This is a genomic window from Frankia umida (assembly GCF_023242945.1).
In the GTDB taxonomy this organism is placed as follows: domain Bacteria; phylum Actinomycetota; class Actinomycetes; order Frankiales; family Frankiaceae; genus Frankia; species Frankia umida.
This window is the reverse complement of the sequence record NZ_JALKFT010000003.1, coordinates 1-24,297: the sequence shown is the minus strand read 5'-3', so window position 1 is coordinate 24,297 and position 24,297 is coordinate 1. Positions and strand designations below refer to the sequence as shown.

22 protein-coding genes and 1 tRNA gene are annotated in these 24,297 nt (G+C 71.8%); 8 read left to right on the top strand and 15 right to left on the bottom strand.

The genetic code is table 11. The features are described 5' to 3' along the window. Positions 1–44 precede the first annotated feature (44 nt). The gene (locus MXD59_RS03955; protein WP_248823479.1) at positions 45–893 is read right to left on the bottom strand and encodes a hypothetical protein; all 849 of its coding nucleotides are present in this window, start codon (positions 891–893) and stop codon (positions 45–47) included. 370 nt (positions 894–1,263) lie between these two features. Between MXD59_RS03955 and MXD59_RS03950 the strand changes: the two genes are divergently transcribed. Together MXD59_RS03950 and MXD59_RS03940 are read left to right on the top strand one after the other, a co-directional pair. Continuing rightward, entirely contained in the window at positions 1,264–1,791 is a 528-nt protein-coding gene (locus MXD59_RS03950) for a peptidylprolyl isomerase (RefSeq protein ID WP_163548441.1), read from the top strand. Positions 1,792–2,155: 364 nt separating this feature from the next. Next, positions 2,156–3,022: a rhomboid family intramembrane serine protease gene (locus MXD59_RS03940; RefSeq protein WP_248823478.1), complete on the top strand. Its 867-nt coding sequence runs from the start codon at positions 2,156–2,158 to the stop codon at positions 3,020–3,022. Between the two features lie 96 nt (positions 3,023–3,118). Here the strand turns inward: MXD59_RS03940 and MXD59_RS03935 are convergent, their stop codons facing one another. Continuing rightward, entirely contained in the window at positions 3,119–3,550 is a 432-nt protein-coding gene (locus MXD59_RS03935; protein ID WP_248823477.1) for a PH domain-containing protein, read from the bottom strand. A 195-nt stretch (positions 3,551–3,745) separates the two neighbouring features. Between MXD59_RS03935 and MXD59_RS03930 the strand changes: the two genes are divergently transcribed. Together MXD59_RS03930 and MXD59_RS03925 are read left to right on the top strand one after the other, a co-directional pair. After that, positions 3,746–5,650 carry a glycoside hydrolase family 15 protein gene (locus tag MXD59_RS03930; RefSeq protein ID WP_248823476.1) on the top strand — a complete coding sequence of 635 codons (1,905 nt, stop codon included), beginning with the start codon at positions 3,746–3,748 and terminating at the stop codon, positions 5,648–5,650. Between the two features lie 108 nt (positions 5,651–5,758). Next, positions 5,759–6,118 carry a hypothetical protein gene (locus tag MXD59_RS03925; RefSeq protein WP_248823475.1) on the top strand — a complete coding sequence of 120 codons (360 nt, stop codon included), beginning with the start codon at positions 5,759–5,761 and terminating at the stop codon, positions 6,116–6,118. A gap of 21 nt (positions 6,119–6,139) precedes the next feature. Here the strand turns inward: MXD59_RS03925 and MXD59_RS03920 are convergent, their stop codons facing one another. Both MXD59_RS03920 and MXD59_RS03915 read right to left on the bottom strand, forming a co-directional pair. Then, a complete protein-coding gene (locus tag MXD59_RS03920) occupies positions 6,140–6,538 on the bottom strand; it encodes a RidA family protein (protein ID WP_248823474.1) in 399 nt (132 codons plus the stop codon). 189 nt (positions 6,539–6,727) lie between these two features. Beyond that, positions 6,728–6,985 (bottom strand): cell division protein CrgA, encoded by a 258-nt coding sequence (locus tag MXD59_RS03915; RefSeq protein ID WP_163548436.1) that lies wholly within the window; start codon positions 6,983–6,985, stop codon positions 6,728–6,730. A 354-nt stretch (positions 6,986–7,339) separates the two neighbouring features. Here MXD59_RS03915 and MXD59_RS03910 point away from each other — a divergent pair, with 354 nt between their 5' ends. Next, positions 7,340–8,056 (top strand): DUF881 domain-containing protein, encoded by a 717-nt coding sequence (locus tag MXD59_RS03910; protein WP_248823473.1) that lies wholly within the window; start codon positions 7,340–7,342, stop codon positions 8,054–8,056. 8 nt (positions 8,057–8,064) lie between these two features. Here MXD59_RS03910 and MXD59_RS03905 read toward each other — a convergent pair whose 3' ends face one another. The 8 genes from MXD59_RS03905 to MXD59_RS03870 form a co-directional block, all read right to left on the bottom strand. Next, positions 8,065–8,715 carry an aminodeoxychorismate/anthranilate synthase component II gene (locus MXD59_RS03905; RefSeq protein WP_248823472.1) on the bottom strand — a complete coding sequence of 217 codons (651 nt, stop codon included), beginning with the start codon at positions 8,713–8,715 and terminating at the stop codon, positions 8,065–8,067. Positions 8,716–8,797: 82 nt separating this feature from the next. Further along, the gene (gene pknB / locus MXD59_RS03900; RefSeq protein ID WP_248823471.1) at positions 8,798–10,921 is read right to left on the bottom strand and encodes a Stk1 family PASTA domain-containing Ser/Thr kinase; all 2,124 of its coding nucleotides are present in this window, start codon (positions 10,919–10,921) and stop codon (positions 8,798–8,800) included. Further along, positions 10,918–12,648 carry a serine/threonine-protein kinase gene (locus MXD59_RS03895; protein WP_248823470.1) on the bottom strand — a complete coding sequence of 577 codons (1,731 nt, stop codon included), beginning with the start codon at positions 12,646–12,648 and terminating at the stop codon, positions 10,918–10,920. The genes pknB and MXD59_RS03895 overlap by 4 nt, the downstream gene beginning before the upstream one ends. Beyond that, positions 12,645–14,090: a peptidoglycan D,D-transpeptidase FtsI family protein gene (locus tag MXD59_RS03890; RefSeq protein WP_248823469.1), complete on the bottom strand. Its 1,446-nt coding sequence runs from the start codon at positions 14,088–14,090 to the stop codon at positions 12,645–12,647. Before MXD59_RS03890 ends, MXD59_RS03895 begins: the two co-directional genes overlap by 4 nt. After that, complete coding sequence (locus tag MXD59_RS03885; protein WP_248823468.1) at positions 14,087–15,583, bottom strand: FtsW/RodA/SpoVE family cell cycle protein; 1,497 nt, start codon at positions 15,581–15,583, stop codon at positions 14,087–14,089. Before MXD59_RS03885 ends, MXD59_RS03890 begins: the two co-directional genes overlap by 4 nt. A 28-nt stretch (positions 15,584–15,611) precedes the next feature. Next, the gene (locus tag MXD59_RS03880; protein WP_248823467.1) at positions 15,612–17,039 is read right to left on the bottom strand and encodes a PP2C family protein-serine/threonine phosphatase; all 1,428 of its coding nucleotides are present in this window, start codon (positions 17,037–17,039) and stop codon (positions 15,612–15,614) included. Continuing rightward, positions 17,036–17,533 (bottom strand): FHA domain-containing protein FhaB/FipA, encoded by a 498-nt coding sequence (locus tag MXD59_RS03875; protein WP_248811205.1) that lies wholly within the window; start codon positions 17,531–17,533, stop codon positions 17,036–17,038. The genes MXD59_RS03880 and MXD59_RS03875 overlap by 4 nt, the downstream gene beginning before the upstream one ends. 6 nt (positions 17,534–17,539) lie before the next feature. Continuing rightward, positions 17,540–19,042 (bottom strand): FhaA domain-containing protein, encoded by a 1,503-nt coding sequence (locus MXD59_RS03870; RefSeq protein ID WP_248823466.1) that lies wholly within the window; start codon positions 19,040–19,042, stop codon positions 17,540–17,542. Positions 19,043–19,201: 159 nt separating this feature from the next. Here MXD59_RS03870 and MXD59_RS03865 point away from each other — a divergent pair. After that, positions 19,202–19,284 (top strand) — tRNA-Leu (locus MXD59_RS03865). Between the two features lie 501 nt (positions 19,285–19,785). On the opposite strand, the gene MXD59_RS03860 is transcribed toward MXD59_RS03865, so the two are convergent. Next, positions 19,786–20,469: an HNH endonuclease family protein gene (locus MXD59_RS03860; protein WP_372511900.1), complete on the bottom strand. Its 684-nt coding sequence runs from the start codon at positions 20,467–20,469 to the stop codon at positions 19,786–19,788. Between the two features lie 379 nt (positions 20,470–20,848). After that, positions 20,849–22,780 carry a serine/threonine-protein kinase gene (locus tag MXD59_RS03855; RefSeq protein WP_248823465.1) on the bottom strand — a complete coding sequence of 644 codons (1,932 nt, stop codon included), beginning with the start codon at positions 22,778–22,780 and terminating at the stop codon, positions 20,849–20,851. A gap of 276 nt (positions 22,781–23,056) precedes the next feature. On the opposite strand from MXD59_RS03855, the gene MXD59_RS26260 reads away from it, so the two are divergent. Continuing rightward, entirely contained in the window at positions 23,057–23,191 is a 135-nt protein-coding gene (locus MXD59_RS26260; protein ID WP_283096334.1) for a hypothetical protein, read from the top strand. A gap of 153 nt (positions 23,192–23,344) precedes the next feature. On the opposite strand, the gene MXD59_RS03850 is transcribed toward MXD59_RS26260, so the two are convergent. After that, the gene (locus tag MXD59_RS03850) at positions 23,345–23,740 is read right to left on the bottom strand and encodes a cold-shock protein (protein ID WP_163549802.1); all 396 of its coding nucleotides are present in this window, start codon (positions 23,738–23,740) and stop codon (positions 23,345–23,347) included. Between the two features lie 238 nt (positions 23,741–23,978). Here MXD59_RS03850 and MXD59_RS03845 point away from each other — a divergent pair, with 238 nt between their 5' ends. Next, complete coding sequence (locus MXD59_RS03845) at positions 23,979–24,224, top strand: hypothetical protein (RefSeq protein WP_248823464.1); 246 nt, start codon at positions 23,979–23,981, stop codon at positions 24,222–24,224. The last annotated feature ends 73 nt before the right edge of the window (positions 24,225–24,297 follow it).

Here is a 24,297-nt window from a genome sequence, read left to right as displayed (position 1 = left end):
AGCCAGCGGTTCCCGGCGGGTGAGCAGACAGCCGAAGATGTGGGTCAGCGGGGGCCGGGACGGCTGATCTCGCTGCGCGTGGTGTCCACGCCGGGCATTTCCTCGAGGCTGTTGGACGAGGCGCGCAGGCGATCGTCGAAGCTGCCGGCGGCCAGCGGGCTGGTGCCGGTGGCGGACGTCCCGGTGCCGGACGTGCCCGTGGTGGACGTTCCGGTGGGGGCGGCGCCCGTGGTGGATGTGCCGGGGGTGGACAGCGGGGTGGGGATGGGCTCGGGCTCGGTGCCGAGCGCGTCGCTGCCGCGCTGCGCCAGGTAGCGGCGCGCGGCGACGGTGCCAGCGGCACCAGCGCCGAGCAGGAGGATGGCCAGTGTGCCGCGGCGGCGGTGGCGGCTCACCCGGGCGAGCTTCGTCTCGGCCTTCGCCAGGCGCTTCTCGAGGATCTGCTGGGCCTTGTCGGCTTCGAGGCGAGCCTTGGTCTCGGCCGCGACGGCCCGGTGGGAACGCTGCCGCTCGGCGCGGATCTCCGTGGTGGCGCGGGCGCGCTCAGCGGTGAGTTCCGCCCGCGAGCGGGCCTTCTCGACCTTGCGACCGGCCCGGCCGGAGGCCTTGACGGCTTTGCCGGCCGCCTTGCCCGCGGTGCGCCCGGCCGCCCGCTGCGCCGCGGCACCGCCGCGGACGGCGGACCCGGAGGCGTCGGAGACGAGGTGGGCGACGCTGGCCCCGGCGTCCCGGGTGGCGGAGGCCGCGGTGCCCGCCGTGTCACCGGCGATGCTCGCCGCCCGGTGTGCGGCGCTCCCCGCGGCGTCGGCGGCGTGGCGTGCGGCGTCCGAGATCCCGCTGACCGGCGCGGTGTCGGTGACGTGCGAGATACGGTCCTTCAGCGTCGTACTCATGGCGTCCTTCCCTGTCTGCCGTGCACAGTGGGCCGTGGGGGGTGGGTCAAGATCTCTGTGCAGTGTGCCGTACCCCGCTACCCGCCCTCTCCAACGCGCAGTTGCCTGCCAGGCGTGTCACGCCGTCCTGACCGGCCTGCCGGGGGTGCGTCCACGGGCGTCCGGTGGAGTCAGACGTGCCCGGATGTGGGCCTACCCAGGTGCGTCTGAATGGCTACTGAGCGTGGACTCGCGCAACGTGGACGCGCCGGGCGCATACGATCGGGACCGGCCAGGGTGCCGTCTGAGCGGACACCGCACCGACCGGACACCGAACCCGGCCCGAGCAGGCCCGAACTGAACAGACCCGACCTGAAGAGAAGAGAGCCTCATGGCCGAGGAGCTGTACGCGACGCTGCGCACGACCGCGGGGGACATCGAGATCCGCCTGTTCCCCGACCACGCTCCCAAGACCGTTCGTAACTTCGTCGGCCTTGCCACCGGCGAGCAGGAGTGGACCGACCCGTCGACCGGCGAGCGCAAGGCGGGCACCTCGCTCTACAACGGCACGATCTTCCACCGGGTCATCCCGGACTTCATGATCCAGGGCGGCGACCCGCTGGGCTCCGGTCGGGGCGGCCCGGGCTACAAGTTCGCCGACGAGTTCCACCCCGACCTCGCCTTCACCCGGCCCTACCTGCTCGCCATGGCGAACTCGGGTCCGGGGACGAACGGCTCGCAGTTCTTCGTCACGGTGGCGCCGACGGCGTGGCTCACCGGCAAGCACACCATCTTCGGCGAGGTCGTCCGCGGCACCGAGATCGTGGACGCGATCGCCAAGGCGCCCACCGGCGCGCAGGACCGGCCGAAGAAGGACATCTCCATCACCGAGATCGTCATCGATCGCCGACAGGCCTGACGGGCTGGCGGTCCGGGCTCACACAGGGGTTGCAACGATGGGCGCACCGCCGGAGTCGGCCAGTGAGCCGGGTCGGGACCCGTTCGCACCAGGCTCCGGCGCGTCACCCCCAGGCCCAGGTGGCCCCGGGGGATCGCCACTCCCCGGCTGGCGGCCGGATGTAGGCCCGCCGCCCGGCCAGCAGGGCTGGACCCCGCCCCCCCAGCCAGGCGGCCCGGACAGCCCAGGCGGTCCGGGCTGGGGCGGCCCAGGCCCGGGCGGTCCGGGCTGGGGCGGCCCAGGCCCGGGCGGTCCGGGCTGGGGCGGTCCGGGCCCGGGCGGTCCTGGCTGGGGCGGTCCGGGTTCGGGTGGGACGTCCGAGCCGGTGGTGGCACCGCACTGCTACCGGCACACCGACCGGGAGACGTACGTCAGCTGCCAGCGTTGCGGCCGGCCGATCTGCCCGGACTGCATGCGCCCCGCCGCCGTCGGGTTCCACTGTCCCGAGGAGGGCCGGGGCGATTCGTCGTCCGGAGGCCACAACGGAGGCGCCGGGCGACCCGCGCAGCGGGACCCACGCACCGTGCTCGGCGGGCGGGCGGGCCAGGCCCGGCAGGCCCTGGTCACCCAGAGCCTCATCGTGGCCTGCGTTGTCGCCTATTTCCTTCAGGGCGCGCCCGGTCTGAGCAGCAGCGACCGGTACAACGAGTTCACCGAGCGCTTCGCGATGAACGGCTACCAGATCGCGGTCGACGACCAGTACTACCGGCTGCTGACCGCGGCGTTCCTGCACGCGAGTGTGCTGCACATCCTGTTCAACATGTACGCGCTGTTCCTGCTGGGCTTCCAGCTGGAGGCGCTGCTCGGCCGGGTCCGCTACCTGGCGCTGTTCGTGGTCGGCGCGGTCGGCGGCAACACGCTGAGCTATCTGCTCGGTGGCCGGGGCACCTTCTCGGTCGGTGCGTCCACCGCGATCTTCGCGTTCTTCGCCGCCTACTACGTGATCGCCCGGCGACTGCGGATCGACTCGACCCAGATCCTCGTGGTCATCGGGATCAACCTTCTGATCACGTTCACCCTCAGCGGCATCGACAAGTGGGGCCATCTGGGCGGCCTGGCCGTCGGCATCCTGGTCGGCCTTCTGTACGCCTACGTGCCGCCCCGCCACGCCCGGCTACAGGCCGGTGGTGTGCTGGGCATCCTCGCGGTTCTGCTCCTGGCGGCGTTGGCCAGGTCCGCCGCGCTCACCTGAACCCGACCTCGGACCGGCGGCTCGGGCGCCTGAGGGTGCTCGTGCGATGCCGCCCTGGGCGGGGTCGGGCGGGGTGGGGCGGTGGCGGTGGGGGAGTCAGGGGGACCTGCGGCGGATCTGCTCGACGCACTCGGCGATGGGGGCCGGGTCGGTGCCGAGCTGGCGGCGGGTGAGCAGGATCGGCCCGTCGATCGTCTCGATCTCCAGGGTGCGCAGGTGCACCGCCCGCCGGTTGTGGGTGACGGTGCCGGCTCGTACCGACAGCACGGCGGCCCAGGGCAGCTGGCGGCGGCGTAGGCCGTCCACGAGGGTGAGACCGCCGGCGTCGACCAGCAGGGTCGGCCGGGCCAGGAGGTCCCGCACGGCCAGGGTGCCAAGGCCGGCGGCGAGCACGCCCAGCAACAGCCGTCCGGCGCCGTCGAGCTGCTCGAGTCGGGTGGCGAGCGAGCCGATCGCGGCGACCAACGCCGCCAGCGTGCAGCCCAGGGCGTAGAGCGCCACCCGCCACAGCGGCGGCGACCAGGACACCGAGCCCACACGATCGGGCCGGTCGGATGGGTCGGGTGGGGTCACGACCCCACGCAACCACACCCGGGGCCGCCACTGTGACGCGGTCCTTGCGCCGCCCACCCGATCGGCTACTATTCGCAATCTCGCAATGACGCTATGTGTTCATCCTGGGTGGCGAGGTGGGATGGATGCCGTGGGTGGCAGGAGGTTCAGGTGGCACAGGCTCCGGTGCGGCGTAGTGGGGGTAGCCCGTTCCCGCCGATCGCCGAGTACGGGTTTCTGTCGGACTGCGAGACGTCCTGCCTGGTGGCGCCGAGCGGGAACGTCGAGTGGATGTGCGTGCCGCGCCCGGACGCGCCGAGTGTGTTCGGCGCGGTGCTGGACCGTTCGGCCGGCGGGTTCCGGTTCGGGCCGGACCGGACCCAGATCCCGGCCGGGCGACGCTACCTGCCGGGGACGAACATCCTCGAGACGACCTGGCAGACCCCGAACGGCTGGCTGATCGTCACCGACTGCCTGGTCGTCGGGCCCTGGCACCGTACCCATCGGCGATCCAATACCCATCGGCGCACCCCCAGCGACTGGGACGCCGACCATGTGCTGCTGCGGCTGGCCCGCTGCGAGCACGGATCGGTCGATCTGAGCCTGGTCTGCGAACCGAACTTCGACTACGGCCGGCACGCCGAGTCGTGGGAGTACGAGGCCGAGGACTATTCGTCCGGGGCCATCGGGCACGCCGGTACCGGCGTCAACCTGCGACTGCGTACCGATCTGCGACTCGGCTTCGACGGCCGCCGGGCGCTGGCCCGCACGACCCTGCGGGAGGGGGACACGGCCTTCGTCGCGCTGACCTGGCGGGCCGAGGATCCGCTGCTGCCGGGTACCTACGCGCAGGCCTGCGAGGCGGTGGAGCGCACCACGCAGTTCTGGCGCCAGTGGCTCTCCCACGGGATGTTCCCGGACCATCCGTGGCGGCGGCATCTGCAGCGCAGCGCGCTGGCGCTCAAGGGGTTGACCTACGCGCCGACCGGCGCGCTGCTCGCGGCGTCCACCACGTCCCTGCCGGAGACCCCGCACGGCGAACGCAACTGGGACTACCGGTTCAGCTGGCTGCGAGACTCGGCCTTCGCCCTGTGGGGGCTCTACACCCTGGGTCTGGACTACGAGGCCAACGACTTCTTCTCGTTCATCGCCGACGTCGCCGAACATGACGACGAGATCCAGGTGATGTACCGGGTCGGCGGTGAGCCGCGCATCGACGAGGAGATCCTCGGCCATCTGTCCGGCTACGAGGGCGCCTCCCCGGTACGGGTCGGGAACGCCGCCGCCCTGCAACGTCAGCATGACGTGTGGGGGGTCGTGCTGGACTCGGTGTATCTGCACACCCGGTCCCGGGACTACCTCTCGGAGCGGCTGTGGCCGGTGCTGGTACGGCTGGTCGAGGCCGCCGCCGCGCACTGGCGTGAACCGGACTGCGGGATGTGGGAGGTCCGCGGCGCGCTACAGCACTTCACGGCCTCGAAGATGATGTGCTGGGTCGCCCTCGACCGCGGCCGCCGCCTCGCCCAGATGCGCGGTGACCTCTCGACCGCGACCCGCTGGAAGGCGATCGCCGAGGAGATCCACGCCGATGTCTGTGCGCAGGGCGTCGACCATCGCGGCGTGTTCACCCAGTTCTACGGCTCGACGGCGCTGGACGCGTCCCTGCTGCTGATGCCGCTGCTCGGCTTCCTGCCCGCCGCGGACGATCGGGTGAAGGCCACCGTGCTCGCCATCGCCGAGGAGCTCTCCGAGGACGGTCTGGTGCTGCGCTACCGCACCGAGGAGACCGACGACGGGGTGGCCGGCGAGGAGGGAGCCTTCCTGATCTGCTCGTTCTGGCTGGTCTCCGCGCTGGTGGAGATCGGCGAGCTGGCGCGTGCCCGCCAGCTGTGCGAGCGGCTGCTGAGCCTCGCGAGTCCGCTGGACCTCTACGCCGAGGAGATCGATCCGCACAGCGGCCGGCACCTCGGCAACTTCCCCCAGGCGTTCACCCACCTCGCGCTCATCAACGCGGTGATGTACGTGATCCGCGCCGAGGACGCCGAGGCCTACGCCCGCCCGTCCCCGTCCACCTGACCCGCCCGCCGTCGACCTGACCCCGTTCGCGGTCCCCTGCCCCGTTCGCACAGTGGGCGTCGTCGCCTTTCGCCTCAGGGTGAGGGGCTGGACGGCTAACGTGAACGGATGGCCAGCCTGGAAGTAAGGGACAAGCGGGTCGAGGTCGTAATGTGTGGCCTGGAGCGGCTCGGTGCGCTGCGCGGTGACGTCTCCGTCGCGCTCGATGAGGTGCTCGACGTGCGGACGTCGGCGGAGCCGTTCGGTGAACTGCGTGGGTGGCGTCTGCCCGGGACGGGTCTGCCGCGGGTGATCGCGCTCGGTACCTGGCGCTCCCGGGACGGCAGGGACTTCGCCGCCGTCTACCGTGGCCGCCCCGCCGTGGTCGTCGAGGTGCGTGCGGGGGCGGAGTTCCGCCGCCTGCTCGTCGGTGACGAGCACGCCGAGGACACGGTCTCCCGCCTGCGGGCCGCCGTCCTGGCCCGCTGATCCCGCCGCACTACCCTGGAACTACGTTTCGCAGTCTCCACGGATCGCCTCGGCTTCGACTTCCACAACCCAACGTTCGTCAAGAAGTCCGCTGACGATCACCATCGTGGCGGCCGGGCGGGTGCCCGCGAACAGGTCCCGGTGCACCTTGCCCACAGCATCGGCATGTGCACCGGAGGTGAGATACATCCGGGTGCGCACCACGTCCGCGAGGCCCGCGCCGGCCTGGGCCAGGGCCGCCTCGACCAGCTGAAAGCACCGTCGGGCCTGGGCCGCGGCATCTGCTGGCACGCTGCCATCCGGCCAGACGGGCCCGGTACCGCTGACGAGGATCCGGTCGCCTACGCGCACGGCGCGGGAGAAGCCGATGATCTCCTCGTAGGGCGAGACGCCCGCGATGAGATCACGATTAGTGTTCATGTCTTCACTATCCATTGATCTCACCCTCAAGGGTGATATCCACACTTGTGGACAACGGTTGTGGATAGATGACAGCCGTGCAAGTCGTCAGCTCTTCCCTGGACGCCCCCGAGTCGGCCGGTAGCGACCCCGTCCGCCCGCGTGACAGCCCTCTGAGGCGGCGGGGTCCCGGCTACCGGCGTGGCGGCGTCAGCGCCACTGGGTTGACACGGCCAGCCCGATGACGACGAAACCGAAGCCGATGAGAATGTTCCAGCCGCCCAGGCTCTCCATGCCCAGCACACCGCCGTTGGAGAAGTAGTAGATGAGCAGGTAGACGATGCCAAGCAGGAACAGAGCGAGGATCAGTCCGCCGAACCACGGTGGCGACGGCGGCTTGCGCCGGGTCTGGTTTCCGCTGGTGGTCGGTGGCTGCTTCTTCGGCTTGCGGCGTCGTGACTCGGGCACGGCGATACTCCTCGACTGGCCAGGCATGGACGACGCGCGATCGCCCTTCGCGTCGTCCCGTGCGGGCAGTGGCGATCCCACGTTGGGCAACAGCGTAGACAGCGGATCTGTGTCGGCGCCGATAGCCTGCCGAACTGGATCGGCGCGTGGTGCCAACCGGGCATCCACGATGCCCCTGCCCGCGTAGCGTGCGGCGCGAGGACGTTTCCGCGACGGCATCGGAAAACGGCGTGATCGTTGGAATCCACCCGCGTCCCGACGAGCGTGGGAGGAGTTCGGTAGCGCATGGTCACCGCGGCGGGGATCCGGGCGCGCCGAATGGCGACAGCATCGGCCGGGCGCGTTCGGCGAGTCGTGGTCATCGCGTCCGTGCTGTCCCTGGGGGTTCTGCTGGGGGGTGTGGCGAGGCAGCCCGGCCGCTCCGCCGACGCGAACGCCTTCGCCGACGCTCGCCTTGGCCCTGGCGCGGCGGCGCAGGTCATCGCCGACGAGGCGCGCCGAGCAGCCACCGAGGCCGCCACAGCCCCCGCCACCGCGACGGCGTCCGCGCGGGCTGTCCCGCCGAAGCCGACGCCGACGGCGGCGCCCTCGGCGTCCGAGGTGCCCGGAACCACCCGGTCCCGCCTGGACCTTGCCCGGGCGGTCGGTCTGGCGGCGGTGCGCGGGCCGGCGGTGAGCGTCGAGCTTGATGACGCGCCCGCGGAGAGCCGCCGAGGGCCCTATCCGCGGGGGGTGCGCTCTCCCGGGCCGGACGATCTGGTCGTGCACCAACAGGATGTGCAGGCCGTCGTGAACGCGCTGTGGCATGGTGGCGCCGAGGCCATGTCGATCATGGGTGTCCGGGTGACCGCGCGGACCGCGGTGCGCTGTGTCGGCAACACACTGCTGCTTGACGGCGAGGTGTTCTCGCCCCCGTTTCGGATCACCGCCATCGGTGACACCGCCGCGATGCGGACCAGTCTGCGCGACAACCCGCAGATCATCGTCTACCGCCAGTACGTGGACGCCTACCGCCTGGGCTACCGGGTCAGCCAGAGCACGGATGTCACCCTGCCCGCGGCCCAGCCCTGACCGGCGCTCTAGCTGAAGGCGGCGGCGCGCAGGGTCTCGACCTCGTCGGACAGGCCGGGAGCCAGCCGGCGGGCGGCGCCGCCGTCGCCGCAGCGCTCCAACCAGCGGGCGAGCATCAGATGGCCGCCCTGGGTCAGCACCGACTCGGGGTGGAACTGCACGCCCTCCAACGGCAGGCTGACGTGCCGCAGGGCCATGACCACGCCGCTCTCGGTTCGGGCGGTGACCTCGATCTGCGGCGGCAGCGTCCGCTCGTCGACGGCCAGGGAGTGGTAGCGGGTCGCGACGAACGGGGTCGGCAGGTCGGCGAGGACCCCGGCCTGGTCGTGATGGACCAGCGAGGTCTTGCCGTGCAGCAACTCGGGGGCGCGGTCCACGGTGGCGCCGAACGCGACACCGATCGCCTGGTGCCCGAGGCACACCCCGAGCAGCGGCACGGCCTGCTCGGCGCACTGGCGCACCATGGGGATGCTCACCCCGGCAGCCTCGGGTGTGCCCGGACCGGGCGACAGCAGCACCCCGTCGAACCCGAGACCGGCGAGGTCCGTCGGGTCGACCTCGTCGTTGCGCAGCACCACGCAGTCTGTCTCCAACTGGCCGAGGTACTGGACCAGGTTGAACACGAACGAGTCGTAGTTGTCGACGACCAGGATCCGCATCGGGCGGCCTCCGTCCAGGCTCAGGGTCGTGCTTGGCGTCCCCTCCTGCCCTGCCCAGGGCGGGCAGGGCAGGACACGGGACTCAGTTGCGGGCACCGCCCCCGGCCGCCCTGCCACCGCCACCGCCGGCACCGGCACCGGCACCGGTAGCGCCGGGCTGAGCGACGGCACCAGCGGCACCCGCACCGCCGCCAGGCGCGGCTGTCGCGCTCGGCGAGGGGGTCTGACCACCGGTACCGGGGGTCTGGGTCTGGCCGCCACCGGGGTTCACGGTCGGCAGCTGGTCGGTCGGCTGGGTCGCGGTGGGGCTCGGCGGTGCGGTGGTCTCGAGCTGGGCGGCTACCGACAGGGTAATGGTCGACCCGCGGGGTACCGCGCCGCCGGACGGCGTCTGGGCCACGACGGTGCCGGGCGCCACGGTGTTGTTGCCGACCGTCTGCTGGGTGGCCTTCAGACCCCACCGGCCGAGTTCGGCGGAGGCGTTGTCGTAGGTGCTGTTGCGCACGTCCGGCACGTTGACGCTGGAACTGACCACGTAGACGGTGACGGTCGAACCGGGCTTGACCGGGCCGCCGGCCGCCGGGTCGGTGCTGTCGACCGCGCCGACCTTCTGCGAGGTCTGGTTGTAGAAGGGCATGACCGTCGGATTCAGGCCGAGCGCGCGCAGCTGTGCCACGGCATCGCTCTGGCTCTTGCCGACCAGGTCGGCGGGGATGGTGACGTCACCCGCGGCCTTGCCGATGAACAGGGTGATCGTCCCGTTGGACTCGACCTGGGTGCCCTCGGCCGGGTCGACCTTGGTGACCTGGCCGGCGCTGTCCGGCGCGTCCACCGAGGAGATGGTCACCGTGCCGCGGAAGCCGGCGCTCTGCAACCGGGCTCGCGCGCTCTGCTCGTTCAGGCCGAGCAGCCCCTTCGGAACGGCGATCCTCTCACCCGACCCGCCGCCACCGCCGCCACCGCCGAGGAAGGTGGAGGCGAGCAGTACCACCGCGACGAACACGACGACGACGCCGAGGCCGGCGAGGATGTACTTCCACGCCTGTGACTTCTGTGGGCTGCCGGGCACGGCGCGCCGGTCCAGGGCGCCGGTGAGGTCGTACCGGTCGAACGGGCCGGTGCCGAAGCGGCCGTCGTCGTACGGCGCGTCCGGGTACGCGCCGGCGGCGGGGGCGAAGGAGGTCGCGTCGTCGCCGTAACGGTCGTCGGCGTAACGGTCGCGGGTGGGGTAGCCGGCGCGGTCGCCACGGCCCAGCACGGCGGTGCCGCTGGCCGCGGGCCCCAGGGTGGTGGCGGCTCCGCTGGCGCCACCAACTCCCATCATCGCCTGCACCTGACGTCCGGCCAGGGCCCGTTCCAGATCGTCGCGCATCTCACCCGCGGTGAGGTAGCGGTCGTCGGCGTCCTTCTCCATCGCCTTGAGGACGATCGCGTCGGCCTCGGGGGAGATGTCGCGGTCGTGCGCCGACGGCGGGTCGGGATCCTCGCGGACGTGCTGGTAGGCGACGGCGACCGGGTTGTCGCCGCGAAACGGCGGCGCCCCGGTGAGCAGCTCGTAGAGCAGCACCCCGGTGGTGTAGACGTCGCTGCGGGCGTCGACCCGCGCGCCGCGGGCCTGTTCGGGGGAGAGGTACTGCGCGGTGCCGATGACGGCCGCGGTCGCGGTCATCGTGGACGACGTGGCGGTGGTGGCGCGGGCGATGCCGAAGTCCATCACCTTGACCGCGCCGTCCGGGCTGAGCATCACGTTCGCGGGTTTGATGTCCCGGTGGATGATGCCCATCCGGTGGCTGTAGTCCAGCGCGGCGCAGACGTCGGAGGTGATCTCCATGGCCCGGCGTTCGGTGAACCGGCCCTCGGCCTGGAGGGCGTCGCGCAGCGTCCGGCCCTCGATGAACTCCATGACGATGTACGGGATGTGGGTCCCGTTGATGACGTCCTCGCCGGTGTCGTACACCGAGACGATCGCCGGATGGTTCAGCGCCGCGGACGACTGCGCCTCGCGCTGGAACCGGGCGAGGAAGGTCGGGTCCCGGGCCAGGTCCGAGCGCAGCGTCTTGATGGCGACCTCGCGGCCGAGCCGGGTGTCCCGGCCGCGGTAGACCTCCGCCATCCCGCCGTAGCCGATGCCACCGCCGAGTTCGTAACGACCGCCGATGAGCTGCGGGGCCGCGCCAGGCGGGTACGTGTGGGTTGCGTCGGTCACGAAGACTCCCCTGCCTCACCGACGAGATCAGCCACGACCGGTGGCGCGGACACCGCGCCCGCCGGGGTTGCCGCCGAGTTCGACTCGGAACCGTTGCCGGTGAACAGCCGGTTGGAGACGAACGCGGTGATCGCGACCGTCAGGACGAGCAGAATGATCAGGAGTGGCAGGGGCAGCGCCCACCGCCCGGCGCCGGCCCCGGCGCTCGCGCCGCGCCGCCGCTCGGCCCGTCCGCCCGACCAGTCGGACTCCCCGCCGCGCCCGTGCGCCGGGTTGGACCACCCGGGTGGGCCCTGCTTGTAGATGGTGCCGGGGTCGTGGGTGTCACCATAGCCGCCACCGTCGCCGTACCCGGGGCCGCCGGTGCCGGGGTAGCCGCCGCCCGGACCGCCGTAGCCGGTCGACGAACCATAGCCGGACGGCTCGCCACCGGAGCGCGACCCGTCGCCGTACCTGCCGCGGGCATCCGGCCCGTACCCGGGGTCCTGGCCGTAGCCGGAGTTCGGTCCGCCGTAGCCCGAACCGGGGTTGTAACCGGTGTCGGGGCCGTGCATCGGCGGGCTGTGCATCGCGGTCGCGGGCAGGTCACCGTCGGGTTGCAGCTGGGTGCGGTCCGGCGAGACCTGGGTGCGCTCCGGACCCGAACCGCCCCGACCGGGCCCGCTGCCGCCGCGGCCGGCCGCGGCGTCCGGCTCCTGCGGAAGCCAGGACGGCGGGCGGCTGCGGGAGGTCTGGCGGTGCGCCCGCCCCGCGGTCGGCGGGGGCAGCCCCGGGCCGCTGGGATGGCGGGCGGTCAGATCCGGGGAGCTGGGCCCGCTGGGCCAGCGGCCGTTCTCGGGTGGCCACAGGTTGCGTCGGATACCCGCCGCCGAGCGCGCGAACGCCCCGGCGGAGCTGGGCCGCCGGCTCGGGTCCTTGGCCATCGCCGAATCGACCAGCGCCCGGACCTGGTAGGGGATGTCGGTGGGCAGCGGGGCGGGGGTGTCCTGCTGGTGGGCCATGACGACGACGATGGGGTTGCGGTCGTCGAAGGGACGACGGCCGGCCAGGCACTCGTAGGCCACGACGCCGAGGGAGTAGACGTCACTGGCCGGTGTCACCGGCCGGCCGGAGGCCTGCTCGGGCGAGACGTAGTAGGCGGTGCCCATCATGATGCCGGTCGCGGTCAGCGGGGCGGCGTCGACGGCGCGGGCGATACCGAAGTCGGTGACCTTCACGACGCCGTCCGGGCGCAGCAGCAGGTTGCCGGGTTTGACGTCACGGTGGACGACCCCGAGGGCATGCGCGGCCTGCAACGCGTCGGCGGCCTGACCGAGGATGTCGAGCATCCGTTCGGCCGACAGGCGCTTCTCCCGGTGCAGCATCGCGGACAGCGGCTCGCCCTCGACCAGCTCCATCACCAGGTAGGCGGTGGGGTAGTCGTCCGCGGTGGCGACCTCGCCGTAGTCGTAGACCGAGGCGACCCCGGGGTGGGAGAGCCGGGCGGCGTGCCGCGCCTCGCCGCGGAAGCGGACCAGGAACGACTCGTCACTGGCGTACTCCGGACGCAGCAGCTTGACGGCGACGGGCCGGCCGAGGGTCTGGTCGAGCCCGCGCCACACCTCGCCCATGCCGCCAGCGGCGATCCGACCGTCGAGGCGGTAGCGGTTGTCCAGCACGGTGTTCGGCGACGCGGCACCGGCGAAGGGCTGCGAGGGAGAGGAGGAGTTGCCGGGCGAGTTGTTCATGGTCTGTCCAATGCGGCCTGCATGACCTGTTTCGCGACGGGGGCGGCGATGGCACCGCCGGTGCCGATCTCACCCCCGCCGTCCTCCACAATGACGGCGACGGCGACCCTGGGGTTGTCCGCCGGTGCGAAACCCACGAACCAGGCGTGCGGCGCCACGTCGGTGCCGTGCTCGGCGGTACCGGTCTTCCCTGCGACGGTGACCCCGTCGATCTGCGCCTTACGGCCGGTTCCGGCGGTCACCACGCTCTCCATCATCGTCGTGAGTTCCGCCGCGACGTCGCCGCTGATCGGCTTGCCGAGTTCCTTGGGGCTGGTCCGGCTGATCGTCCGCTTGTCCGGGCCGCGCAGTTCGGATACCAGATAGGGCTTCATCTCGGTGCCGCCGTTGGCGATCGCCGCGACCACCTCCGCCATCTGTAGGGGCGTGACCCGCACGTTGTACTGGCCGATCGCCGACTGTGCGGTCTGCGCCCCGTCCAGGTCGCTGGGGAAGACGCTACGTGCCTGCGACACGGGGAGGTCGGGGAATGTGGTGTTGAAGCCGAACGCCTCCGCCTGGCTGCGCAGAGCGTCATCGCCGAGGTCGATCCCGAGCTGACCGAACGCGGTGTTGCAGGAGATCGTCAAGGCGTGGATGAGTGTGTCGGTCTGGCCGTCGCCGCAGGTCTCACCGTCGAAGTTCGGCAGCGTGACGGTGCTCAGCGGCAGCTTCAGCTCGTTCGGGGCGGCGATCCGGTCGTCCGGGTGGCGGCCCGCGGCGAGGGCGGCGGCGGCGGTGATGAGCTTGAAGGTCGACCCCGGCGGATAGGTCTGCTGGGTCGCCCGGTTGAGCAGCGGCTGTGCCTTGTCGGCGGCGAGCACGCCGTAGGCGTCGGTGGCGGTCTTCTCGGTGTGGCTGGCCAGCGGGCTCGGATCGTAGGTGGGGCTGGTGACCATCGCCAGCACCGCGCCGGTCTTCGGGTCGAGTGCGACCACGGCGCCCCGGCGGTCGCCCAGGGCCTGCGCGGCGGCCTGCTGCACCGCCGGCACCAGGGACGTCAGCACCGTCCCGCCCCGGCGCTGCTGGTTGGTGAACAGCCCGGTCACCCGGCTGGCGAGCAGCCGGTCGTCGTCCCCGGAGAGGAACACGTCCTGGGAGCGTTCGAGGCCGGCGGCGGTGAACAGGGTGTAGTAGCCGGTGACGTCCGCGTAGAGCGAGCCGGCCGGATACTGCCGCTGGTACTTGTACTGGTCGTTGGAGGCCACCGACCGGGCGATCTCCACGTCGCCGGCCAGGATCGAACCGCGCTCCCGCTCGAGGCGCTCGGTGATCTGCCGTCCGTTCGTCGGTTCGGTCTTGAGGCTGTGCACCTGGCCGACCTGCAACCAGTTCGCGTTCACCAGCAGGGCGGCGAACAGCACCATGCAGACGACAGCGACCCGGCGAGCTGGGCGGTTCATGTCGTCCTCACCACCTGGGTGGGGCTCTCGGACACGGCACCGGGATCGAACAAGGGCGCCTCGGACGGCGGCTCCGGGGCGCGCCGCGCGCTGTCACTGACCCGCAGCAGCAGAGCGATGATCGCCGCGTTGGCCACGATGGACGAGCCACCGTAGGAGACGAACGGCAGGGTGAGCCCCGTCAGCGGGATCAGCCGCATCACCCCGCCGACCTGCACGAACACCTGGAGGCCGAGGGTGAACGACAGGCCGGTCGCGAGCAGCTTGCCGAACGCGTCCTTCGCCCCGAGGGCCGCGCGCATCCCACGCAGCACCAGCAGCGCGTACATGGTCAGGATGGCCATCACCCCGGTGAGCCCGAGCTCCTCGCCCAGGCTCGCCATGATGAAGTCGGTGTTGGCGAACGGCACCTTCTGCGGATGGCCCTGGCCGAGGCCGGTGCCGCTGATCCCACCGGCGGCGAACCCGTACAGCCCCTGCACGAGCTGGTAGGACGTGCTCGACGGGTTGTCACCGTCGAAGGCGTGCAGCCAGCCGTCCACCCGGATCTGGACGTGGCCGAACAGCGGGTACGCCAGGACCGCCCCGGCGACGAACAGGCCGAGGCCGCTCAGAATCCAGGACACCCGCTCGGTGGCGACATAGAGCACCACCAGGAACATCCCGAAGAACAGCAGGGACGAGCCGAGGTCGTTCTGCACGACCAGGATGCCGAGGCTGGCCAGCCACGCCACCAGCAGCGGGCCCAGCGTGCGGGCGTGGGGGATCTTCAGGCCGAGCACGGTGGGCGAGCCGTAGGTGAGCACGTCCCGCTTGTTCACCAGGTACGCGGCGAAGAAGATCAGGATGAGGATCTTCGAGACCTCGCTGGGCTGGAACGAGAACGGCCCGACCCGCAGCCACAGGCGGGCACCGTTGATGCTGGTGCCGATGCCGGGCACGATCGGCAGCATCAGGCCGACGATGCCGGCCAGGCCCGCGGTGTAGGCGTACCTGGCGAGCTTGCGGTGATCACGCACCAGGGCGAGCACGAGCACGAACACGATCATCGCGAGCAGCGTCCAGACCAGCTGCACCTGCGCCGCGCTCGGTGGGATGTGCCGACCGGCCTGTTTGGCCGCCTCGCTGCGGGCCAGGTCCAGCCGGTAGATCATCACCAGCCCGAGGCCGTTGAGGGCGACGACGACGGGCAGCAGCACCGGGTCCGCGGCGGGCGCGAAACGACGGACGGCGATGTGGGCCATCGCCCACAGGCAGAAGAAGCCCAGGCCGATGGTCAGCACCCCGAGGGAGAGCTGACCGACGTCGGCGAGGGTGAGTGCCGCCAGCGCCGACGTCGCCAGCACCCCGGCGTAGATCAGCAGGGTCAGTTCACGGCGGCGGTACGGCGGCAGGTTGATGTCCCGCGGCAACGGCAGACCGGCGAAGGTGGCGGTCAGGTCCGCCGACCGTGGCCGACGCAGCGGGGGAAGCGGGAGCGGCGGGCGGGTCATCGCTGGCCTGGGGACATGAGCATGGGGCTCACGGAGTCGCGGTGGTCGCAGGGGTCGGACATCCGGCGGGGACGGGGGCGGCCCGACAGGCTTCGGGCGGCGCCGTCGGCAACACCGCCGGCACCTTCGTACTCGTCGACGGGCTCGGGCTGACCGAGGGTGCCACCGTCGCGGAGGCGGCCGAGGCCGCCTCCGGCGAGCTGCTCAGCCGGGCGATGATCTGTTCGGCGTCGGAGCGACTGTTCGCGGGGATGCCGTCCCGCAGGTCACCGCGGTCGGCGGCGCTGATCTCGGCCAGCGGCTGGCCGTGGGAGAGCACCGAGGAGAAGTGGATGCCGGCGAAGCCGCCCTTCACCCCCTGGAACAGCGCGACCTTGTCGTCGTCGACGCCGACGTAGTACTGGCTGCGCACATAGCTCCAGCCGGCGGTCGCGCCGGCCACCACGATCACGAACACCACGGTGGAGACGAACAGCACCCGACGGCCGGAGCGGCGACCCTCGCGTTCCGGTTCCGCCTCCCCGTCCGCGTCGTCGCCGTCCCCGTCGGAACGGCTGCCGGTGGACTGCTGCCGGTCCCGGCGGTGGAACCCAGGCCGGCCGATCCTGGCCGCCTTCGCCGCCGCGGACTCGGCGTCGCCGTTGCGCGGGTCGGGGCCGCTGCGGGCCAACTGGGCGCCCGGCACGACCCGCTTCTCCGCCGCCGCACCGGCCACCAGCGGATGGGACAGCGCCCCACCGTGGTCCTCGGCGATGTCGGCGACCACGACGGTGATGTTGTCGGGCCCGCCGCCCTTGAGCGCCAGGTTGACCAGCTGGTCGACGGCATCCTGCGGGGACGGCAGCAGCAGCGTCTCGCGGATCGTCTCCTCGCTGACCACACCGGACAGCCCGTCGGTGCACAGCAGGTACCGGTCGCCGGGGATGGCCTGACGCACCGACAGGTCGGGTTCGACCTCCCGGCCGTCGAGCGCCCGCATCAGCAGTGAGCGCTGCGGATGGGTGTTGGCCTGCTCCGGCGTGATCCGGCCCTGGTCGACGAGATCCTGCACCAGGGTGTGATCGTGGGTGACCTGGCTGAGGATGCCGTCGCGCAACAGGTAGGCGCGGGAGTCACCGACGTGCAGAACGCCGAGCATGTTCCCGGCGGACAGCACGGCTGTCACCGTCGTGCCCATCCCGTCGAGCGCGCTGTTCTCCAGCGACATCTCCCGGAGCTGGCGGTTCGCGTCGCGGACGGCCTCGTTCAGTTCGGTGACGAGATCGTCGCTGTGCACGCCGTCGTCGAGATCGGCCAGCCGTGAGATCACGGTGGAGCTCGCGACCTCACCGGCGGCATGGCCACCCATCCCGTCGGCGACGGCCAGCAGACGCTGCCCGGCGAACGCGGAGTCTTCGTTTCCTTCCCGTACGTGCCCGACATCGGAGCGGACGGCGAAGTGCAGCCTGAGGCTCACCGGTGGAGCTCCAGGACCGTCTTCCCGATCCTGACCGGCGCGCCGAGAGGTACCGGCATGGGACTGGTCACCTTCGTACGGTTGAGGAATGTGCCATTGGTCGAGCCCAGGTCCTCGACGAACCACTGCCCGTCGTGGTGCACGAGTCTCGCATGCCGGCCTGACGCGAAGTCATCCTCGAGGACCAGAGTCGAGTCCTGTGCCCGTCCGATGGTGACAGGTACCGATCCTAGTGGAATCGTTGTGCCTGCCAAGGGACCCTTTGTCACGACCAGTTTGCTTGGTGTGCGCGGCTTGTGCGCTGGTTGCGGGGGGTTGCGAGGCGCTGCTGGGCGCGCGATCGGTGGCGGTTCGCGGCGTTGCTGACGTTTCGTCGGGCCGAACATGTCCAGCCGGACGGCCCGCACCGCCACCAGGACAAATCCCCACAACAGGGCAAGAAAGCCGATCTTGATGATCAGCAGCACCAGCTCACTGGGCTCGGTCGGGTCCATCGGCGACTACCAGCCCCGATCCGACCGGGAGCGGCCACGTCCGCCGGGATCCCGCTGCGGGGCGTCCAGCTGCCCGGGCAGGACTGTCTGTGCGTCGTACACGTCGTCCAACGGCTCCAGGTCGAGGGGCTCCCGATCGCTGGCCGGCGGATCACCGGGACGCCGGGAAGGGGCACGCCGCGGGTCGCGATGATCCTGCGAGCCCCCGACATCGTCGCGGCGATCGCGCGGGTCGCGGGCGTAGCCGCCCCGCTCCTCGCGCGCCGACCCCGGACCGCGACCACGCTCCCGTGCGCGTGGATCGTCCGGCTGATCATAACCGCGCCGGCCCGGGTCGCGGAACTCCTGGTCGCGGTAGTCCGCACCGGTTCCCGCCCGACCGGGGCGCTCCGGGCTGTAGGAATCGTCCGGATAGGCCGGGCCGCCCTCGCGCCGATCGCGCGCGTACGGATCCATCCGGTCGCCCGGATCCACCCGGCCACCCCGGTCGCCGCGTGGCGAGGAGCCGGCCTGGTAGGGATCGTCCGGGACGGGGGTGGGTCGCCGCTCCGGCGGCGGGGTGGGACGCTGCGCCGGGCGCCCCGGCACCGGCGTCGAACCCGGCCGGGTGCCCACCCGCCCCGGCGGTGGTGTCGCCCCGGCCCGGTTCGGCAGCAGCACGCCCCGCTCGGACGACGATCGGTCACCGGGCGCTCGGTCCAGGGGTGCCCGGTCCACAGGTGCCCGCTCGGCGGAGACACGATCGGGGTGCGGAGTGGCGCGACCAGCGGCCCGCCCCGCCCCGGACCGGCCGTCCTGCCGGCGAAACACGATCGTGGCGGTACCGAGTTCGATACGATCACCGTTGACGAGCTTCACCTGCCGGGCTGCCCGCCCGTTCACGAGACTGCCGTTCGTCGACCCGGCATCGACGTACAGGAACTGCCCGTCCGGCAGCCGGCGGATCTCACCGTGGCGCCGCGACACCCCGGTGTCGTTCAACCGGATGTCACACTCGACGCTGCGGCCGATCACCGTGGTCTCCGCGTCCAGCGGGTACTCCCGCTCCCCGGAACCACCCGGCGCCTTCGTTGTGATCAGCAGATGGGGTGTGCCCGGAGCGCTCGGCCGCGACCGGCGACCGGCGACCACCCCCGGATCGGCCGCCGCCACACTGCTCCGGATGCGGAACACGCCGACATCGAGATCGGAGGCCTCCGACAGCCGCACCGACACCGGCCCGACGAACGTGTACCGCTGCTCGGCGGCATGCTCACGCACCATCTCGGCCAGCTCGTCGCACAGCGCACGGTCATACGGGGAGAGTCGGGCGAAGTCGCCACTGGCCAGCTCCACGGCGAACTCGTTCGGCACCAGCACCCGGTTCGAGCTCACCGCGCGGCGGTCGTCGGTCTCCCGAGCCAGGGCGCTCGCGATCTCGACCGGCTCGACACCGCCCTTGAACACCTTGGCGAACGCACCTTCGACGAGGCCGCCCAGGCGCCGTTCGAAGCGTTGTAGCACGCCCATGCTCGACCTCCCTTCTCCCGGTCTGTGAGATCGTATGCCCCCGGGCGCCCGCGCCCCACGGCTGCGCAGCCTGACACGTGCCCGGCTGGCGCGACCCCCCGGCGCAGAGGACATCTCCGGCGTGATAGCGTGTCACCTGCACAAGAGATAGTTCCACTCGGGCGAGTGGCGGAATGGCAGACGCGCACGGTTCAGGTCCGTGTGTCCTAACGGACGTGGGGGTTCAACTCCCCCCTCGCCCACGCAAGCCCCTGTTGGCGCATGCTGCGCCGGTGGGGGCTTTCGTCATGTTGGCCGGGGGGCCGAGCCCCCCGAGACCCCCACGGGCCCATGGGGGTGGGGGCTCGCCTTCGGCTTCGGGTGGGCGGGGTGTTTGCGCCTCGGGTCTGCTTGTGGTTCGTGGCGCTTCGCGGCGGTACTTCTCCTGGCGGCGGCTGTGTCTTGTCGTCGCCGATTTTTTGTGGAGCGGGGCGGCTGCGGGGGCGGCGCGGTCCAGGGCGAAGTGTGGTCGCTGGGCGCGGTGGGCCGGGGCTGAGTGACCACGCTTCGGGGGGTGGCGTTGCGCCTGGCGGCGATGGTGGCGTCAGGTGTGCGCCGGGTGGTTTCAGGGGCACGATTTGTGGCTTTTGGTGGTCGAAGATGTGCGGGGTGTGACTGGCGTGGGGCGGGTTCTCGCGCCGCGGGGGTCGGCGAAGCGGTCGCGGAAAGCGGCGATGATCAGGTGGGGGCGATCTTGCTGGGGGTCAGGGGGTGGGGGTTAGGCCCAGGGGGGACTGGGTGGAGCATTTCTGGAGGACGGTTCGCATGGCGGACGCCTCGGCCGAGGTGACCCACAGGTGGTAGCGCGACTTCAGTCCGACCTGGCGGGCAACGTAGGGGCACTGTTCGCCGGGGCTGGGCGGCAGCCATTCGGCCGCGTCCTGGTCGCTCTTGCGGATGTTGGTCGGACCGTCCACGGCCAGCAGGTTCTGGGGATCGTTGGCGAACTGCAGGCGCTGGGCGTCGGTCCACTCCAGAGCGCCGGTGCGCCATGCGTCGGCGAGCGCGACGACATGGTCGATCTGGACGGCGGACGCACTGCGGGCGCGGTTGAACCGGATGATCCGGGTCGTGTACGGGTCGGTGAGCTCGCCGGTGAGCACCGTGCAGTTGTCCGCCTTGCGCAGGGTCGTGCTGCGCATGTCGCGGCGAAGGATGTCGTTGCGGGTGTCGCAGCCGTTGTGGTCGACGTCCGACCAGGGGGTACCGAACGCGTCCCGGCGGTACTTCGGCGAATTGTCCTCGGCGCGGACGGGCAGGGCGCCCAGCAGGGAGAGGGCCGTCCCGGATCCACCGGCGGCCGCGGCGGCCGGGGACGTGCTGGACAGGCCAAGCGCCGAGCCAACCCGGTCGGCGGTGCTACCCGAGCAGGACGCTGTCAGACCCACGCAGACAGCGACGATGCTCAGGATGCCCAGTCGGCCGACGCGGCCGACGGACCCGGGGCGGTCAGCTGGTCGTCGGTGGACTGGCTGACGGGCGTGGCCGTCCGGTACTACCTGGCCGCGTCGACCCTTCGGGCCGACGCCGACACCGCTGCCTCGCACCTGTCTCCTTGTCTTGGCGATGTGTGGTCAGTGGACGACCACACCGCCCATCCGCCTTGCGTCTGCTTGAGCAGACAGTCACGTTAGCCGGCTGCCGTGCGCGGTGGGTGACAGGTGCGGGAGGTCGAGAGGAGATCCCAGCAGAAAATCGCTGTGTGGCCGGGTGACCCCGCACAGTGCGCCGGTGCGGTCCAAAGCGGAGCGCGCGGTCGGGCCGGTGTCAGCGGATGGTGAGGCGTGCGCCGGGGCTCTGCGGGCTGGCATGCAGCTCGAGGACACGCGGCTGGGCATCCTTGGCCACGTCGAAGATCATGGTGCCGCGCTTGGTCTCGCCGGGTTCGATGGTCTCCCAGAGATCCTCGCCCAGTTTGAGGCGGGCGAGCAGGCTCGACTCGTGCTTGTCGCCCCGGCTGTCCAGGAGCAGCTGGGCGGCGTTGTCCAGGGACGCCTCGGTGCCGCCGTTGTTGCTGACGGTCACCTTGGCCAGGCAGAAGCGTCCGTTGGCGCGTAGCGCGAGAAGGCCCTCGCCGAGCTGACTCTGGGAGCAGTCCAGGTCGGTGACGGTGAAGGCGAGACCCTGGTCGGTGACCGTATCTCCGATTCCGGGGGCGCGTGGTGACGGCGTCGCGCCGGCCGATGACGTGGTGACCGTGGCTGGTCCGGTACCGCCCGAGCCGTCGTTCTTGGGCAGCGACACGACCACGATGACCGCGATCACGGCGGCGACGATCACCCCGGCGATCAGGGCGAGCTGGCGGCGGTCGGGTCCGCGGCGACTCGGTGCGGGCGGATAGGGGCCGTAGGGCTGGCTCGGTCCACCGGGCCCACCGGTTCCGGGAGCCGCGCCGGGCAGTGGCACCGGTCCGGTGCCGGGTGCGGGGGGTGCTCCCAGCGGTGCCGAGTGGGCCATCCGCGGCGGCGGGGCGGGCGAGGGCATCGGGCCGCGAACAGGCGGTCCGGCTCCTCGCGGTGCTCCGCCGCCGGCACCGCGGGGCGGGGGCCCGGGTTCGCGGGGTCGGCCGGGGTCACGCGTCGGCATTCCCACCCGCGGTGGCGGCATCCCCGCCCGGGCCGACATCGGTGCCTCACGCGACATCGGTGCCTCGCGGGGCAGGGGGGATTCGCGTGCGGGCAGGGCCGGGCGCGGCAGTGTGTCGGGTGCGGGTGTGCGGCCGCGGGGCGGCGGGGGGGCGGGAGCCGAGGTGGCCGGGCCGACCCGGGTCGGGGCGGGGCGGGGCACCTCGCCGGTGCGGTTGAGCAGCTCCTCGACCTGGCCGAAGGCGGGCCCGAGGGCGTCGCGATGGGTCGGCGGGCCGGCGACGAGGCGCAGCAGCAGCTCACGAGCGCTGGGACGGTCGTCCGGATGCTTGGCCAGGGCCGCGGAGACCAGGCTGACCAGCGGCTCGGGCAGGCCGCGCAGGTCGGGAGGGGCGCCGACGATGCGCATGCCGAGGTCGATGTCGGAGCCCTCGCCGAAGGGGTGGCGTCCCGTCCCGGCGTAGGCGATCAGGATGCCCCAGGCGAACACATCCGCCTCGGGACCGATCGGATGGCCGTGGACCTGTTCGGGTGCCATCCAGCCGGCCGATCCGAAACCCCAGGCGGTCGGCTTGGCCTTGGCACCCTCAAGCGCCTGGGCGATGCCGAAGTCGATGACCCGCGGGCCGGACAGCGACAGCATCACGTTGCTCGGTTTGAGGTCGCGGTGGACCAGGCCGGCACTGTGGATGGCGGTCAGCGCCGTGGCGACGCCGACGGCGAGGCCGGTCAGGGTGGACGAGGTCAGCGGGCTGCGGTCGACCTGTTCGTCGAGGCGGACACCGTCGATGTACTCGGTGACCAGGTAGGGAGCGGGGGCGTAGGGGTCGGCGTCAAGGACCTCGGCGGTGCAGAACGGCGCGACCCGGCGGGCGGCCTCGACCTCGGCCCGGAAACGACGGCGGAACTCCTCGTCGGCGGCCAGATCCGGTCGGATGACCTTGACGGCGACGCGCCGCCCGGCCGTGGTACGGGCCAGGTACACCGTGCCCATCCCGCCCACGCCAAGCCGGCTGATCAGCGTGTAGGGGCCGATCACGCGTGGTTCGTGCGGATTGAGCGGGTCGCCGGGATCATTGCGGCGCCGGCCGTGGCCCGCGGCGTCGTCCACCATGGTCAGCACCGTACGGGGGAGGTCACGACCGCCGCCCACTGCTAGTCACCCGAATGCCTCTCAACTCCCGATTCGACCCGCGTCCCCGGCCTCGTCGCGACCTTCGCCGCACGGACCGGCGCACTGCGCGCTCTACGTTCGCAGTCTGCCGCACGGCGCGCGCTCATCGGCACACACCGGCCGACCGTCGGCTGTTCGGGTCGGCTGTACGACAGTGTGTTGCGATCGTGGGATGTTTCCGCGTGGCCGTGGGGCAATGTGGAGGGATGCACACCCATGAGCGAGGCCGCGGCCGGACGTGGAGCCAGCCGCACGGTCGCCGATGAGCGCCGACGCGAACGAGAGCTCGGGCGGCGCTGGCTCGGACAGCGGGGGCTCGGGGGGGTCGGCAGCGGGGAGTGGTCGGCGTGAGGTGCATGGGCCATGGCTGCTTTGCCCCTGGTGCGATGGGCCGGTTCCGCTCGGGCACCTCGTGCCCTCCGATGAGGAGCCGGACACGCGGGTGGCGGTGTGCCGGGGCTGTGGCCGGCGGGTGAGCTTCGTGGTGCCGCCCGAGCTCTGAGGCTACGCCTCCAGCTCATTGGCGACGGCATGGACGACCTTGGCGACCCGTTGCGCGATGCGCCGGTCGGGATAGCGCCCGCGGCGCAGGTCACGTTGCACGTCGTCGAGAACCTTGATCATGTCCTCGACCATGCTGTGCAGTTCGTCGGGGCTGTGCCGCTGGGCCTGGGCGGCGGCCTTGGCGACCGACGGCGGCACGGCCAGCAGCCGCACCGACAGCGCCTGGTCACCGCGCCGACCGGCGGCCACGCCGAACTCCACCCGATCACCCGGCTTGAGCCGGTCTGTCCCGGCGGGAAGAGCCGCCTTGTGGACGAAAACGTCGCCACCGTCGTCCCGGCTGAGAAAGCCGAAGCCCTTGTCGACGTCGAACCACTTCACTTTGCCGGTGGGCACGGGCGACCTCGTTCTGAGTAACGACAGGACAACGCGGCGAAAGCTGCGGGTCTCCCAGGCTATCGGTCGACCGCACCACACGTGGGGCTTCGGTAGCGATCGGCGCTCGGATCGACCTGACCTGTGACGACTTCGCGACGCGTGTTATCCGCGACGGTCGGCGGGCATGCCTGCTCGCGACACCCGAGCCGGCCGTCCTCCCCCAAACGGCCGGCCCCCAAGGATGAGGAGCGAGTCGATGTCGAAGCTCGAACATGACGACGCGCGGGTTCCGGAGGACTTTCGTACCCGGGATGACGTCGAGGCGGCCGAGGCCGGCCGGGAGCGGGACGAAGCCGTTCTGGGAGCGGACGCCGGCCCGGACGACCCGCAGGCCCGCCAGGCCGCGGACGGGCTGACGGTGTCCGAGCGGGAGGCCGCGACCTACCGGGAGCACGTCGAGCGCGGCGCGCACCAGCAGGGTGAGGGCGCCCCGGTCGTCTGAGCGGTCAGCCTCGGCTCGCGGGGTCGGGCGCCCGCCCGGCCGGGGACGCGGGGCGGTGGGGGGGGACGGGGTG

Bases quoted from the DNA above. Each gene is read 5' to 3' on its own strand.
- MXD59_RS03920 (WP_248823474.1), bottom strand. From the start codon at position 6,538: ATGAACACTAATCGTGATCTCATCGCGGGCGTCTCGCCCTACGAGGAG.
- MXD59_RS03950 (WP_163548441.1), top strand. From the start codon at position 1,264: ATGGCCGAGGAGCTGTACGCGACGCTGCGCACGACCGCGGGGGACATC.
- MXD59_RS03895 (WP_248823470.1), bottom strand. From the start codon at position 12,648: ATGAACAACTCGCCCGGCAACTCCTCCTCTCCCTCGCAGCCCTTCGCC.
- MXD59_RS03890 (WP_248823469.1), bottom strand. From the start codon at position 14,090: ATGAACCGCCCAGCTCGCCGGGTCGCTGTCGTCTGCATGGTGCTGTTC.
- MXD59_RS26260 (WP_283096334.1), top strand. From the start codon at position 23,057: ATGAGCGAGGCCGCGGCCGGACGTGGAGCCAGCCGCACGGTCGCCGAT.
- MXD59_RS03955 (WP_248823479.1), bottom strand. From the start codon at position 893: ATGAGTACGACGCTGAAGGACCGTATCTCGCACGTCACCGACACCGCG.
- MXD59_RS03905 (WP_248823472.1), bottom strand. From the start codon at position 8,715: ATGCGGATCCTGGTCGTCGACAACTACGACTCGTTCGTGTTCAACCTG.
- MXD59_RS03925 (WP_248823475.1), top strand. From the start codon at position 5,759: ATGGCCAGCCTGGAAGTAAGGGACAAGCGGGTCGAGGTCGTAATGTGT.
- MXD59_RS03870 (WP_248823466.1), bottom strand. From the start codon at position 19,042: ATGGGCGTGCTACAACGCTTCGAACGGCGCCTGGGCGGCCTCGTCGAA.
- MXD59_RS03885 (WP_248823468.1), bottom strand. From the start codon at position 15,583: ATGACCCGCCCGCCGCTCCCGCTTCCCCCGCTGCGTCGGCCACGGTCG.
- MXD59_RS03875 (WP_248811205.1), bottom strand. From the start codon at position 17,533: ATGGACCCGACCGAGCCCAGTGAGCTGGTGCTGCTGATCATCAAGATC.
- MXD59_RS03855 (WP_248823465.1), bottom strand. From the start codon at position 22,780: ATGGTGGACGACGCCGCGGGCCACGGCCGGCGCCGCAATGATCCCGGC.
- MXD59_RS03845 (WP_248823464.1), top strand. From the start codon at position 23,979: ATGTCGAAGCTCGAACATGACGACGCGCGGGTTCCGGAGGACTTTCGT.